At 53.5% G+C, this 13,427-nt stretch carries 13 protein-coding genes; 3 read left to right on the top strand and 10 right to left on the bottom strand.

What is annotated here, in order from left to right:
- Window positions 1-253 precede the first annotated feature (253 nt).
- Genes hemG through pepQ form a run of 4 tightly spaced genes read right to left on the bottom strand, consistent with a single transcriptional unit; the run spans window position 254 to window position 4,223 of the window.
- Window positions 254-787, bottom strand: coding sequence for a menaquinone-dependent protoporphyrinogen IX dehydrogenase (gene hemG / locus IBT46_RS23180; RefSeq protein WP_200547572.1), 534 nt, complete (start codon window positions 785-787; stop codon window positions 254-256).
- Between the two features lie 14 nt (window positions 788-801).
- Window positions 802-2,253, bottom strand: coding sequence for a Trk system potassium transporter TrkH (trkH, locus tag IBT46_RS23175; protein WP_200547571.1), 1,452 nt, complete (start codon window positions 2,251-2,253; stop codon window positions 802-804).
- Window positions 2,254-2,280: 27 nt separating this feature from the next.
- Window positions 2,281-2,892 (bottom strand): IMPACT family protein, encoded by a 612-nt coding sequence (locus IBT46_RS23170; RefSeq protein ID WP_200547570.1) that lies wholly within the window; start codon window positions 2,890-2,892, stop codon window positions 2,281-2,283.
- Window positions 2,892-4,223, bottom strand: coding sequence for a Xaa-Pro dipeptidase (gene pepQ / locus IBT46_RS23165; protein ID WP_200547569.1), 1,332 nt, complete (start codon window positions 4,221-4,223; stop codon window positions 2,892-2,894). The genes IBT46_RS23170 and pepQ overlap by 1 nt, the downstream gene beginning before the upstream one ends.
- A gap of 186 nt (window positions 4,224-4,409) precedes the next feature.
- On the opposite strand from pepQ, the gene fadB reads away from it, so the two are divergent.
- Window positions 4,410-6,596, top strand: coding sequence for a fatty acid oxidation complex subunit alpha FadB (gene fadB / locus IBT46_RS23160; RefSeq protein ID WP_200547568.1), 2,187 nt, complete (start codon window positions 4,410-4,412; stop codon window positions 6,594-6,596).
- A gap of 10 nt (window positions 6,597-6,606) precedes the next feature.
- Window positions 6,607-7,770 (top strand): acetyl-CoA C-acyltransferase FadA, encoded by a 1,164-nt coding sequence (gene fadA, locus IBT46_RS23155; protein ID WP_200547567.1) that lies wholly within the window; start codon window positions 6,607-6,609, stop codon window positions 7,768-7,770.
- Between the two features lie 97 nt (window positions 7,771-7,867).
- On the opposite strand, the gene fre is transcribed toward fadA, so the two are convergent.
- Both fre and ubiD read right to left on the bottom strand, forming a co-directional pair.
- A complete protein-coding gene (gene fre / locus IBT46_RS23150) occupies window positions 7,868-8,569 on the bottom strand; it encodes an NAD(P)H-flavin reductase (RefSeq protein ID WP_105595181.1) in 702 nt (233 codons plus the stop codon).
- Window positions 8,570-8,614: 45 nt separating this feature from the next.
- The gene (ubiD, locus tag IBT46_RS23145) at window positions 8,615-10,099 is read right to left on the bottom strand and encodes a 4-hydroxy-3-polyprenylbenzoate decarboxylase (protein WP_105595180.1); all 1,485 of its coding nucleotides are present in this window, start codon (window positions 10,097-10,099) and stop codon (window positions 8,615-8,617) included.
- 170 nt (window positions 10,100-10,269) lie between these two features.
- Between ubiD and rfaH the strand changes: the two genes are divergently transcribed.
- Complete coding sequence (gene rfaH / locus IBT46_RS23140; RefSeq protein ID WP_200547566.1) at window positions 10,270-10,758, top strand: transcription/translation regulatory transformer protein RfaH; 489 nt, start codon at window positions 10,270-10,272, stop codon at window positions 10,756-10,758.
- 67 nt (window positions 10,759-10,825) lie between these two features.
- Here the strand turns inward: rfaH and tatD are convergent, their stop codons facing one another.
- From tatD to tatA, 4 genes are all read right to left on the bottom strand, one after another.
- The gene (gene tatD, locus IBT46_RS23135) at window positions 10,826-11,605 is read right to left on the bottom strand and encodes a 3'-5' ssDNA/RNA exonuclease TatD (protein ID WP_200547565.1); all 780 of its coding nucleotides are present in this window, start codon (window positions 11,603-11,605) and stop codon (window positions 10,826-10,828) included.
- Window positions 11,606-11,684: 79 nt separating this feature from the next.
- A complete protein-coding gene (gene tatC / locus IBT46_RS23130) occupies window positions 11,685-12,464 on the bottom strand; it encodes a Sec-independent protein translocase subunit TatC (protein ID WP_200547564.1) in 780 nt (259 codons plus the stop codon).
- 2 nt (window positions 12,465-12,466) lie between these two features.
- Window positions 12,467-13,051 (bottom strand): Sec-independent protein translocase protein TatB, encoded by a 585-nt coding sequence (tatB, locus tag IBT46_RS23125; protein WP_200547563.1) that lies wholly within the window; start codon window positions 13,049-13,051, stop codon window positions 12,467-12,469.
- 3 nt (window positions 13,052-13,054) lie between these two features.
- The gene (gene tatA, locus IBT46_RS23120; protein ID WP_105595175.1) at window positions 13,055-13,306 is read right to left on the bottom strand and encodes a twin-arginine translocase TatA/TatE family subunit; all 252 of its coding nucleotides are present in this window, start codon (window positions 13,304-13,306) and stop codon (window positions 13,055-13,057) included.
- Window positions 13,307-13,427 lie beyond the last annotated feature (121 nt).

Here is a 13,427-nt window from a genome sequence, read left to right as displayed (position 1 = left end):
CAGTGCAGCAAGTCGCCGGAGCGTACTGCTGCGAGGTGGCGTATATTACGCCTTCCTCCTTCGGAGTCAACTTCTTTTTGAGAAGTTTTTTTCCGGCGGTTCAGACAACTTCCCGAACCTCCTGAGTGGCTGACCTGTCAGTCGTTGTGCCGTCTCAGTGGTTGCGCATTATAGGCAGTTCTCGACGGCTGACAAGTCTTTATTGCAAAAAAATTACCGAGCGAGCTTTTTTTCAACGAACCGCGGTTTTTTACTACAGTTTGCCTGGTAATACAGCAAATTCATGGGCAAAACGGGCCACCTGCTGCCAGTCTGTGTACTCCACTTCTTTACTTGAATCCGTTTCGCCGCCAGTCATGCGCATAATCAGCTGAATCATGAAGCGATCGAACAGCCCATAGCGGGGATATCGCAGCGCGCCTGCAAACACCGCGCAGCAGTCAGGTTCCCATGGCGACTGGATAAGGAACTTACGTGTATAAGCGTTGGTCTGCGGCGTACGCTTCTCTGCTTTTCGTGCAGTCAGATTTACGGAGAAAAAACCACTCTGGCGCTGTTGCAAAGAATGAAGGTGTTTTTTCACAAACTTCGCCACCTGCGGATGGAAATGCCCATAGCGAATGGATGCACCTATCAACACCCGATCGTACTGTGTCCAGTCAATCTCACCAACGTGATGAATATTGAAAACATCGCACTCCCTCTCCTTATTCAGTAAGTTTGCTATATAGGAGGCGATTTCGCGGGTCTGACCATCACGGCTGGAAAATAGAACTAGCGCTTTCATGATTACACTCTCACTTACTCACGCCAGAAGGTCGGCGTAAAAAGAACTAACAACGTAAAGACTTCAAGACGCCCAAATAGCATCGTCAAAATCAGTATCCATTTGGCGGTATCATTCATTGAGGTGAAATTATCAGCCACAACGCCCAGCCCCGGGCCGAGGTTGTTCAACGTTGCAGTTACGGCTGCAAAGGCGGAGAAGTCATCAACCCCGGTTGCGATGATCGCCAACATACTGAGAATAAACACCAGCGCATAGGCTGAGAAAAACCCCCAGACGGCTTCCAGAATACGCTCCGGCAGCGCGCGGTTACCGAGTTTGATGGTATAAACCGCATTAGGGTGCACCAACCTTTTCAACTCACGTGAGCCCTGCTTAAACAGCAGCAGAATACGAATAACCTTCAGCCCGCCGCCCGTTGAACCCGCACAACCGCCAATAAAGGCAGAACAAAGAAGCAGTACGGGCAGGAATAGCGGCCAGTGGGCGATACTGTCGGTCGTAAATCCGGCGGTTGTCGCCATAGAGACAACCTGGAAGAACGCCTGATTCAGCGTCTGCATCCCGCTTTTATAAACCCCATGGAACCACAAAACGATCGTACAAATAATGACGAGCGTTAACTGTACACCAATAAACATACGAAATTCGGGATCGCGCCAGTAGACCCGCAGACTGCGGCCACTTAATAAAGAGAAATGCAGACCGTAGTTACAACCGGAGATCAGCAAGAAGATGGCGATAATCGTGTTGATGGTTGGGCTGTTAAAATAGCCAACGCTGGCATCGTGCGTGGAGAATCCGCCAATCGCGATCGTGGCAAAGCTGTGGCCTATCGCATCAAACAGCGGCATCCCGGCGACCCATAATGAAACGGCACAGGCAACGGTGAGCAATACGTAGATCAGCCACAGCGTTTTGGCCGTCTCCGCAATACGCGGGCGCATTTTATTATCTTTCAGCGGGCCGGGCATTTCTGCACGATACAGCTGCATCCCACCAACACCAAGGATAGGCAAAATAGCCACGGCAAGAACAATGATCCCCATACCGCCGAGCCACTGCAGCATTTGCCGATAAAACAGAATCGCCTTAGGCAGTGAATCCAGCCCCACCAGCGTCGTCGCACCCGTTGTCGTCAGGCCGGAAAAGGATTCGAAAAACGCATCAGTGATGGAAAGGTTAGGCTGTTCGGCAAAAATAAAGGGCATTGCCCCTACGCTACCCAGTACGGTCCAGAACAGTACGACGATCAGGAATCCTTCTCGTGGTTTAAGCTCGCTTTTCTGTTTGCGGTTTGGCCACCACAGCAGGGTGCCGATCATCAGTGCCATAAAGAACGTCTGCGTAAATGCACGTCCGGCCCCGTCACGGTAAATTAAAGCCACCAGCCCCGGCACAATCATCGTGCCTGAGAATAAAATGACCAGTACACCCACTATGCGGGTAATGGCACGAAAATGCATTCTGCCGTTCCTTTCCTGACGTAAAAGTTATTTGAGCGGGACCAGATGTAGTAAGCCCCGGCTGAAGTCCGACAGATTCTTAGAGAAATCTGCAACCTGAGCATGAGGTAACGCCAGAGTAAGCGTAATATTTTGCAGAAACTCGCTATTCAGCAGCAGTCCGTCAAAGCGAGCAATCATTCGTTCAATATCCCCCAGCTGCGCATAGTCGCAGACCAGCAGGAAATTCAGCATCGGGACTTTTATTTTGCGGGTTAACAGACGCAGCGCCTGCTGCACCCCACCGCCGTAAGCTTTAACCAGCCCCCCCGTCCCAAGCTGGATACCGCCATAATAGCGCACTACGACGGCAGTAATCTCACCAATATTGTTACCCATCAGCTGGGCCAGCATCGGCTTTCCGGCAGTGCCAGAGGGTTCGCCATCATCGGAAAACCCCAGCTTTTGCGAATCATCCGGTGCACCGGCCACCCATGCCCAGCAGTGATGCCGGGCCGTTGGATGCTCCTGCTTAATCTGCTGGACGAAAGCCCGAGCCACTTCAACCCCGTCCGTATGCGCCAGCAGGGTAATAAAGCGGCTTTTCTTAATTTCCTCGCTGTAGCTGCAAGACTCAGCAGGAACTTCCCAAGCCTCCATCAGGAAAGATGCAGGTCGCGGGTCATATTTTCCACCCGATTCGCATGAATCACGACGTTATCCTCAATACGGATACCGCCATAAGGCTTCAGCGCGTCAATTTTATCCCAGTCGAAATGCTGGCTGAACTTACCGCTGCGCCAGGGCTCCAGTAACGAGTCGATGAAATAAATCCCGGGTTCAATCGTGAGTACCATGCCCGGTTCCAGGATACGCGTGCAGCGCAGGTAAGGATACTGCGCAGGTGCCGCCATGTGAGTACCGCTGTCATCCTGCATAAATCCAGCGACGTCATGCACCTGTAATCCCAGCGGATGGCCCACACCGTGAGGCATAAACGGCCCGGTGATATCTTCTTTAACCATTGCCTCGGCGCTGATCCCTTTTACCAGCTGATGTTTAAGCAACAGGCCGGCAAGGCGGAAATGCATCTGCTGATGATATTCGGTATAGCGCACACCGGCTTTCATCGTGGCAATAAGCGCCAGCTCCTCAGCATTCATATCTTTAATCAGCTGCGCATACTCGCTGCTTTCACTCGCCGCATAGGTGCGGGTCAAATCTGCCGCATAGCCCTGATATTCCGCCCCCGCGTCGATCAGGAAACTGCGCCGATGTTCCGGTACCTGATGCTGCAGTTTAGTGTAGTGCAGCACTGCAGCATGCTCATTGAGTGCAATGATGTTGTCATAGGGAACATCCGTATCACGGTGCCCGGTCGCGCTAAGATAGGCGATATTAATGTCGAACTCGCTCATACCTGACAGGAAAGCTTCTTTCGCTGCACGATGGCCGCTGACGGCAATCTTCTGCGCCTGGCGCATACAGTAAAGTTCGTAGCTGGTCTTATAGGAGCGATGGTAATGCAGATAATTCAGCACGCCCGCCGGATTAATCGACTCAGTGCTGAATCCCAGCTGCGCAGCGCGCGCGGCAACCGGGCCAATATACGCGACATTGTTGCGCGCTGAAGGCAGTAGCTGCGCAATATCATCGGCATTTTTCAGGGCAATAATTTCAATTTCATCAGTCCAGAAACTCTGTGGCAGCGGCTCTACGTTATGCCAGTAGTCCACCGGAGAGTAGAACCACAGTTTCGGTTTATTGACGCCATCGATCCACAGCCAGCAGTTGGGGACCTGCGTGACCGGCACCCAGGCTTTGAACTGAGGATTAACCTTAAACGGATAGCTGTGATCGTCGAGGAACACCGTCAGTAGTTCCCCAGAATGAATCAGCATTGCATCAAGATTGTGGCGCGCCAGTACCTGCTGCGCACGCTGCTGCAGCGTTTTCACATGATCCTGATAAAGCGTTACCAGTGATTCCATTGCCCTGTCTCCGTGATGATCAAATTGTCCGCATCTTACCACAGCCTGTCTGGCCGTGCCGTTTTGCCTCAGCTGTGATCTTGTTTGCAAATTAGCAAACTCTCATTTGCAAATAATTAACATAGATTCCACACTCACGATCATCTGGTATGACCAGATCCTTTTACCGCAGCTCAGGAGACAGACATGCTCTACCAAGGCGAAACGCTTTCCCTCTACTGGCTGGAAGATGGCATAGCCGAACTGGTTTTCAATGCCCCAGGCTCAGTCAATAAACTGGATACCCGGACCGTGGCCAGTCTGGGAGAGGCGATTGCAGTGCTGGAACAGCTGCCACAGCTACGTGGCGTACTGCTCAGCTCTGCAAAACCCGCCTTTATCGTTGGGGCAGATATTACCGAATTCCTCTCGCTGTTCACCGTACCGGCTGAACAGCTGGCGGAATGGCTGGCTTTTGCCAACGGCATTTTCAACCGGCTGGAGGATTTACCGGTCCCTACCGTCTCCGCCATTAATGGCTATGCGCTGGGCGGTGGCTGCGAGTGTGTACTGGCGACGGATTTCCGCATCGCTACCGAGAATACACGCATCGGCCTGCCGGAAACGAAATTAGGGATTATGCCTGGCTTTGGCGGCTCGGTACGCCTGCCGCGCCTGTTGGGGGCCGACAGTGCGCTGGAAATCATCGCCGCCGGAAAAGATATCGACGCGGGTCAGGCGCTCAAAGTAGGCCTGGTTGATGCGGTCGTTAAGGAAGAAAAACTGGCTGCAGCCTCGCTGAACGTATTGAAAGAAGCCATCGCCAATAAACAGCCATGGCGCGAGCGTCGCCAGCCGAAGCTTGAACCGCTGAAGCTGAGTAAAATTGAAGCGGCCATGAGTTTTACCACCGCCAAAGCCATGGTGATGCAAACCGCCGGTAAGCACTATCCCGCACCGATAACCGCGGTCAAAACCATTGAAGCCGCTGCCACTCTGGACCGCGACGACGCATTGAAGCTGGAAACCGCTGCGTTCGTACCGCTGGCGCGATCTAATGAAGCGCGGGCCCTGGTGGGTATCTTCCTCAACGATCAGGCGATAAAAGCCAAAGCCAAAAAACTGACCCGTGACACCGACACGCCCAAACAGGCCGCCGTGCTGGGCGCCGGAATTATGGGGGGCGGTATTGCTTACCAGTCCGCGTGGAAAGGCGTACCGATCATCATGAAGGATATCAGCGAGAAATCCCTGCATACCGGCATGAGTGAAGCCGCGAAGCTGCTTAATAAACAGCTGGCGCGAGGGAAAATTGATGGTCTGAAGCTGGCCAGTGTCATCGGCACCATCCAGCCGACGCTGCATTACGCGGGTTTCGATCGCGTTGATATCGTCGTTGAAGCGGTTGTCGAAAATCCCAAAGTGAAAGCCGCCGTGCTGGCTGAAACAGAACAACAGATTCGTCCAGATGCCATCCTGGCATCTAATACTTCGACTATTCCTATCGGCCAGCTGGCGAAGGCGCTAACGCGCCCGGAAAACTTCTGTGGTATGCATTTCTTTAACCCGGTGCCGCGTATGCCGCTGGTCGAGGTTATTCGCGGCGAAAAGACTGCCGACAGCACGATTGCCAGCGTGGTGGCATGGGCCAGTAAAATGGGTAAAACGCCCATCGTGGTGAACGATTGCCCGGGCTTCTTTGTTAACCGCGTACTCTTCCCCTATTTCGCCGGCTTCAGCCAGCTGCTGCGCGACGGCGCTGATTTTCGTCAGATCGATAAAGTGATGGAAAAGCAGTTTGGCTGGCCGATGGGCCCGTCGTGGCTGCTGGATGTCGTGGGCATTGATACCGCCCATCACGCACAAAGCGTAATGGCGGCGGGTTTCCCGCAGCGCATGAGTAAAAACTATCGCGATGCGATTGATGTCCTGTTTGATGCCGGACGCTTCGGGCAGAAAAACCAGCTTGGCTTCTGGCGCTGGGAAACGGACAGCAAAGGCAAAGCAAAAAAAGTCAGCGATATCGCGACCGACGCTATTCTTCAGGAAGTTTGCCAACCAAAGCGTGAGTTCAGTGATAGCGAGATTGTTTCACGCATGATGATCCCGATGATCAACGAAGTTGTGCGCTGTCTGGAAGAAGGTGTTATCGCTTCACCGGCAGAAGCCGATATGGCGCTGGTCTACGGACTGGGTTTCCCGCCGTTCCACGGTGGTGTTTTCCGTTACCTGGATACGCTGGGCAGCGATCGCTTTGTCGCACAGGCTGAACCTTTTATTAATCTGGGGGCGCTGTATGAAATCCCGGAAATGCTGCGTGAGAAAGCCAATAACGCGGAAACCTGGTATCCCCTGGCGGCACCGCTGAGTGACGCAATCCTGAAAACGGCGTGAGGAAAAGAAAATGGAAAAAGTTGTTATTGTTGATGCCATCCGCACGCCAATGGGCCGCTCAAAAGGCGGAGCCTTCCGCCATGTACGTGCAGAGGATCTTTCAGCGCATCTGATGCGCAGTCTGTTAAGCCGTAATCCGGCACTGGATGCTGCATCACTGGATGATATCTACTGGGGCTGCGTGCAGCAAACGCTGGAACAGGGATTTAACATCGCCCGTAATGCGGCGCTGCTGGCGGAAATCCCGCACCGCGTACCCGCAACCACCGTCAACCGGCTTTGCGGTTCGTCCATGCAGGCGCTGCACGATGCAGCAAGGGCCATCATGGTTGGTGATGCATCATCCTGCCTGATTGGCGGCGTCGAGCATATGGGCCATGTGCCAATGAGCCATGGCGTAGACTTCCATCCGGGCCTGAGCCGAAGCGTGGCCAAAGCCGCCGGTATGATGGGCCTGACGGCCGAGATGCTGGCACGCCTGCACGGGATCGGGCGTGAAATGCAGGACCAGTTTGCCGCACGCTCTCATCAGCGCGCCTGGGCAGCCACCCAGGCAGGCCATTTCAACAATGAGATTGTCGCGGTCTCCGGCCACGATACCGATGGCGTTCTCAAACGCTATGACTTTGATGAGGTTATTCGCCCGGATACCACGGTTGAAAGTCTGGCAGCCCTGCGCCCGGCATTCGATCCGGTTAACGGTACCGTCACCGCAGGCAGCTCTTCGGCGCTGTCGGATGGCGCCGCTGCCATGCTGGTAATGAGTGAGTCACGCAGTGCAGAACTGGGCCTGAAACCAAGAGCACGCATTCGTTCTATGGCTGTGGTTGGCTGCGATCCGTCAATTATGGGCTATGGCCCGGTGCCAGCATCGCAGCTGGCATTGAAACGTGCCGGGCTGAGCATCAACGACATTGATATCTTTGAGCTAAACGAAGCCTTTGCCGCACAAACCCTGCCGTGCATTAAAGACCTGGGACTGCTGGATAAGCTGGATGACAAGGTGAATCTTAACGGCGGAGCCATTGCGCTGGGCCACCCGCTTGGCTGCTCGGGTGCGAGAATCAGTACAACACTGCTAAATCTGCTGGAACGCCATGATAAACAGTTTGGTCTGGCGACCATGTGTATCGGGCTGGGTCAGGGGATCGCAACGGTATTTGAAAGGGTCTGATACGTTAGTCTGGAAGTTTCACTGTTCAATTTCCCGCCTGTCAGGGGCGGGTTTTTTACGCTAAGGATGAACAGGGCAGGTTCACTGCCCTCTTGCATCAGAAGAAAGCAAACGCATCGCCAAACATGCGCGCTTCCTGAGCGCCACGCTCGGCACAGAAACGTTCACGGGCAATCTTCGCCATCTCAAAACGGCCAGCAATATAGATATCGTGATCGGCCAGGCTGCCGTAGTCCTGCATCACGGCGGTCAGTACGGTACCCGTACGTCCGGTAAAGCCCTCTTCCGTCTGCTCAACAACCGGCACCACTTTCAGATTCGGATGCTTAATCGCCAGCGCGTTCAGCTCATCGAGATCGTACAGGTGTTTCAGCTCACGTCCGCCCCAGTAAATGGCGATATGACGATCGGGCTGCTGCGATAACGCCGTCAGAAGAATAGAGCGCGCGTAGGAGAAACCCGTACCACCGGCAATCAGCACCAGCGGACGATCGCCCTCTTCACGAAGCCACGCCTCACCGTGCGGAATATCAACGGTAATCTGGCGCTGCTGCTGGATACGTTCCATCACCGCCATCGCATAGAGGTTCAGCTCGGATGCGCCGATATGCAGCTCAATGATGTCTTTTTCCATCGGCGTAGAAGCCAGAGAGAACGGGCGCTTATCACGCTCGTCCATCACCACCATCAAATATTGCCCTGCGCGGAAACTGAAATCAGCTTCCGGGATCATACGGACGCGGTACACGGTATCGGTAATCGCCTCTACCGAGGTCACTTTACAGCTTAAGGTTGTCATGCGGTCCCTCTGTCGGGTCGTCATTATCATTTGACCACCGGTGCATCAACGCGCCGGTGTATCACTCAAGATGCCTAACTCATCCCAAATTGCATCAATGCGGGCGGTAACGGCAGGATCTTTGCGGATCGGCGTTCCCCATTCACGCTGCGTTTCACCAGGCCATTTATTCGTGGCATCAAGACCCATTTTGGACCCCAGCCCGGAAACCGGTGATGCGAAATCAAGGTAATCGATCGGCGTGTTTTCTACCAGTACGGTATCACGGGCGGGATCCATACGTGTAGTGATCGCCCAAATAACATCGTTCCAGTCGCGTGCGTTCACATCGTCATCGCATACGATAACAAATTTGGTGTACATGAACTGTCGCAGGAATGACCATACGCCCATCATCACGCGTTTTGCGTGCCCGGCGTACTGTTTTTTGATGGTTACCACGGCCAGGCGGTACGAGCAGCCTTCCGGCGGCAAATAGAAGTCGACAATTTCCGGGAACTGCTTTTGCAGAATCGGTACAAAGACTTCATTCAACGCCACACCCAGTACAGCAGGCTCATCTGGTGGCCGTCCGGTATAGGTTGAATGATAAATTGCATCCTGCCGCTGGGTTATATGGGTAATGGTAAAGACCGGGAAGCTATCTACTTCATTATAGTAACCAGTGTGATCGCCGTATGGCCCTTCTGGTGCCATTTCCCCCGGTTCAATATACCCTTCCAGCACAATTTCAGCGCTGGCAGGCACTTCTAAATCGTTAGAAATACACTTCACAACTTCGGTTTTCGTTCCGCGCAGCAGGCCGGCAAAAGCATATTCGGACAGCGTATCCGGTACCGGCGTAACGGCTCCAAGAATGGTCGCCGGATCGGCACCCAGCGCAACGGATACCGGGAAGCGTTCGCCGGGATGCTGCTGGCACCATTCCTGAAAATCAAGCGCACCGCCGCGGTGGGAAAGCCAGCGCATAATCAGCTTGTTCTTACCGATAACCTGCTGGCGATAGATGCCGAGATTCTGGCGCTCTTTTAGCGGGCCTCGCGTCACGGTCAGCCCCCAGGTTACCAGCGGTGCTGCATCATCCGGCCAGCATTTCATCACCGGAATCCGACTTAAATCAACTTCGTCGCCCTGCCAGATCTGCTGCTGGCATGGGGCATTACGCAGCCGTTTGGTCGGCATGTTCAGCACCTGCTTCCACTGCGGCATTTTATCGAAGAAATCACGAAAACCACGCGGCGGCTCGGGTTCCTTCAGGAAAGCCAGCAGGCGACCAACATCGCGCAGTGCTTTCACATCTTCCTGCCCCATCCCCATCGCAACGCGATCCGGCGTGCCAAACAGGTTGCACAGTACTGGCATACTGTAGCCTTTCGGGTTTTCGAACAGTAATGCCGGACCGCCGGCACGCAGCGTGCGATCGGCAATTTCGGTCATTTCCAGATCGGGGTCGATCTCATGTTTGATGCGTTTTAATTCCCCACGCTGTTCAAGCAGAGAAAGGAAGTCGCGTAAGTCGTGGTATTTCATGACTTTCCATCAATATGGTCAGTGAGTCGGCCATTATAGTGCCGATTCGCCGCTGAGGGTTAGTTTTGTTGGCAACTTTACGTCCCCAGCGATCCCCATACGCCAATCTCGCTATATCTCTGAAGATGACTTTGCTATTCTTATCGGTCGGATAATTTAAAAGTGACGTTATGGAATCCTGGTACTTACTTTACTGCAAACGAGGTCAGTTACTGCGCGCGAAAGAGCACCTTGAGCGCCAGGACGTGCATTGCTTCAGCCCAATGATTGCGCTGGAAAAAATCGTGCGCGGCAAACGAACTCAGGTCGATGAACCCCTGTTCCCCAACTATATGTTTATTGAATTCAATCCCGAGGCGATTCACACCACCACCATTAGCGCTACCCGTGGCGTCAGCCATTTTGTTCGTTTTGGGAATCAGCCCGCAATCGTGCCACTCAAAGTGATCAATGCGCTGCAAAATGAGCCTGTTCTGAGTGGCTTTGATGAGGGTCTTGCTCAGCCGGGTGATACGGTGATTATTACCGAAGGGGCATTCGAAGGGCTGCAGGCTATCTATACCGAGCCCGATGGTGAAACACGCTCGATTCTGCTGCTGAATTTGCTCAACAAGCAGGTGATCCGCAGCATAGGCAACTGTCAGTTCGAGAAACTGTAGCGGTTCCCCAAACGTTCAGCGCCGATCGACATCCGACGATCGGTGCCTCCCGCTTAATATCGCTTATTTACAGCTGAAAAATCCGACGCGCATTTTCCGCCGTCTTCTCTGCCAGCTGATGAGCATCGTCGCCGCGCAGCAACGCAACCTGCTCGACGATATGCGGCAGGAAACAGGGTTCATTACGACGCGAGGCAGGACGCGGGCGCATATCTCTTGGCAACAGCCAGGGCGCATCGGTTTCAAGCAGCAGTCGATCCGCAGGGATCAGCGGCATCAGCTCACGCAGCTCCAGCCCTCTTCGCTCGTCGCAAACCCATCCCGTAATGCCAATCGATAACCCCAGCTCTAGACACTCCTCCAGCTCCTGACGATTACCGGTAAAGCAGTGCAGCACCGCCGCAGGAAGCTTAGGCAACCAGGGTTGAAGAATCGAGATAAAACGGCCATGGGCTTCCCGGCAGTGAAGAAATACGGGCAGCGCCAGTTCAGCGGCCAGCTCCAGCTGGGCATTGAAGGCATAGGCCTGCTGTTCCGGCTCGGAAAAATTACGATTAAAATCCAGACCGCATTCGCCAATGGCAACAACCTGCGGCATCTCAGCCAGCCTGCGCAGGGTCGTCTCCGTTTCACCAGACCACTCACTGGCATGATGGGGATGTACACCCGCGGTGGACCAACAGTAGTCAGGATGTTGCAGCGCAAGGCTTTGCGCCTGCTGGCTCTCCAGCGCATTGGTGCCGGTGATCAAAATACCGTTAACGCCGGCGTCACGCGCACGTTTCACCACCTGCTTACGGTCTTTAGCGAACTGGGTGCTGGTCAGGTTTACACCAATATCAAACATAGTCTCTTCCAAACAGTAACCGCCCTGACGGGCGGTTAGAAATAGTGTTTGTCCTGCCTGAGCAGCCGGTAGCAGAAGCCTACTGCGATTCAGTATCCTGCTCTTCCTCTTCCTCTTCCTCTTCCTCTTCGTCGCCACGCTTTTGCCCAACGTAGAAACGAGAAACCAGCACGCCCACTTCGAACAGGCAGTACATCGGAACGGCTAACAGCGTCTGGGAGAAAATATCCGGCGGTGTCAGTAACATTCCCACCACAAACGCGCCTACCAGTACATAAGGGCGTTTGGCCTTCAAATCTTCCGGGGTGGTCACCCCTGTCCAGCAGAGCAGAATGATGGCAATCGGCACTTCAAACGACACGCCAAACGCCATAAACAGCGTCATGACAAAGTCGAGATAGTTATTGATATCCGTCGCAATCTGTACGCCCTGCGGCGCGGTTTTTGCGAAGAAGCCAAACGCCAACGGGAAGACGATAAAATAGGCGAAAGCCATTCCAAGGTAGAATAGGAATGAACTGGAAAACAGCAGCGGCATGACCAGCCGACGCTCGTGACGGTAAAGGGCTGGGGCAACAAACGCCCAGATCTGATAAAGAATAACCGGCACGGCGAGGAAAATAGACACGATTACGGTCAGCTTAATTGGCGTGAGAAATGGCGAAGCCACATCCGTCGCAATCATGCTGGCACCTGAAGGCATCTTCTCGATCAGCGGCGCAGCAACCATCTGATAAATGTCATTAGAGAAATAGATCAGACAGAGGAAAATCACCAGAACGGCGATAATGCAGTTTAACAGACGCTTACGTAATTCAATCAGATGACTGATAAGGGGCTGGGTATCTTCAACGGCCATATTTATCGTTCATCACTCGGTTGTGTGGATTTTGCGGCTACAGGAGCAGCCGTGGGAGCCACTGGTTTCTGCAGGGAAACCACGCTCTCCGTCTCTGGGATCTTGGACGCTTTTGGTTCAGCGACAGCAGTCACGGACGGTTCAGTCGAAACGCCAGCTGGCTCCGGTGCCTGAGCAGGTGCAGACGCCTGATGATCGGCTTGCGAGGGTGTCACACCGTCGTGAGGAGTCTCGTTTTTCACCAGCGGATTGTGAATGGTGTGCGCTTCTTCATCCGCAGCCTTCTCATTGTCGCCCAGGTAGGAACGCTTGAACGACTCTGCCGTCTGCTTCAGTTCCTCTACAGAGGCCTTAAGCTCGGGGGAAAGGCTGTCCATACTGGCCTTTTCGATTTTCTTCAGGCCGTCCTGCAATTCCTGCAGTTTCAACTCCTGCGCCAGTTCATTCTGCACGCTGGTCGCCAGCGAACGTAATGCCCGAATCCAGCCAACAACGGTTTTGACCGCTACGGGTAAACGTTGCGGTCCGAGTACCACCAGACCAATAATGAAAACCAGTACCAGTTCACTAAAGCCTATGTCGAACACGGTTTATACCTTGTCGTTTTTGACGTCTTCTTTCTTCACTTCGCTATGCTGCTGCTGATTAGCCAGTTTGGCGCTAAAATCAGCATCTTCAGTGTGCGTCGTGGATTTTGCTTTATCGTCTTCATCGCTCATAGCCTTTTTAAAGCCCTTGATGGACGAACCGAGATCGGAGCCCAGCGAACGCAGTTTTTTCGTGCCGAACAGCAGGACCACCAGCACAGCGATGATCAGTAAGTGTGGAAGAGTAATGCCCATGGTTACCTCTAGATATCAATAGTTGAAGCCGGTTAAGCAGTATATAACAGCTTATCTGCCGCTGACGATGCGCAAACTGACGAAGCAGCGCAATAAACTGCCTATTTACCATTCATGACAA

The sequence above is a fragment of the Erwinia sp. S38 genome, assembly GCF_016624545.1.
Taxonomy (GTDB): domain Bacteria; phylum Pseudomonadota; class Gammaproteobacteria; order Enterobacterales; family Enterobacteriaceae; genus Erwinia; species Erwinia coffeiphila.
Note: the sequence above shows the minus strand (reverse complement) of the source record. Positions and strands in the feature narration are given on the sequence as shown.

What these genes read in the sequence shown, in the direction of transcription:
- ubiD (WP_105595180.1), bottom strand. Translation starts at nt 10,099, where the DNA reads ATGAAATACCACGACTTACGCGACTTCCTTTCTCTGCTTGAACAGCGT.
- tatA (WP_105595175.1), bottom strand. Translation starts at nt 13,306, where the DNA reads ATGGGCATTACTCTTCCACACTTACTGATCATCGCTGTGCTGGTGGTC.
- rfaH (WP_200547566.1), top strand. Translation starts at nt 10,270, where the DNA reads ATGGAATCCTGGTACTTACTTTACTGCAAACGAGGTCAGTTACTGCGC.
- fadA (WP_200547567.1), top strand. Translation starts at nt 6,607, where the DNA reads ATGGAAAAAGTTGTTATTGTTGATGCCATCCGCACGCCAATGGGCCGC.
- trkH (WP_200547571.1), bottom strand. Translation starts at nt 2,253, where the DNA reads ATGCATTTTCGTGCCATTACCCGCATAGTGGGTGTACTGGTCATTTTA.
- tatD (WP_200547565.1), bottom strand. Translation starts at nt 11,605, where the DNA reads ATGTTTGATATTGGTGTAAACCTGACCAGCACCCAGTTCGCTAAAGAC.
- fre (WP_105595181.1), bottom strand. Translation starts at nt 8,569, where the DNA reads ATGACAACCTTAAGCTGTAAAGTGACCTCGGTAGAGGCGATTACCGAT.
- tatC (WP_200547564.1), bottom strand. Translation starts at nt 12,464, where the DNA reads ATGGCCGTTGAAGATACCCAGCCCCTTATCAGTCATCTGATTGAATTA.
- fadB (WP_200547568.1), top strand. Translation starts at nt 4,410, where the DNA reads ATGCTCTACCAAGGCGAAACGCTTTCCCTCTACTGGCTGGAAGATGGC.
- hemG (WP_200547572.1), bottom strand. Translation starts at nt 787, where the DNA reads ATGAAAGCGCTAGTTCTATTTTCCAGCCGTGATGGTCAGACCCGCGAA.
- pepQ (WP_200547569.1), bottom strand. Translation starts at nt 4,223, where the DNA reads ATGGAATCACTGGTAACGCTTTATCAGGATCATGTGAAAACGCTGCAG.
- IBT46_RS23170 (WP_200547570.1), bottom strand. Translation starts at nt 2,892, where the DNA reads ATGGAGGCTTGGGAAGTTCCTGCTGAGTCTTGCAGCTACAGCGAGGAA.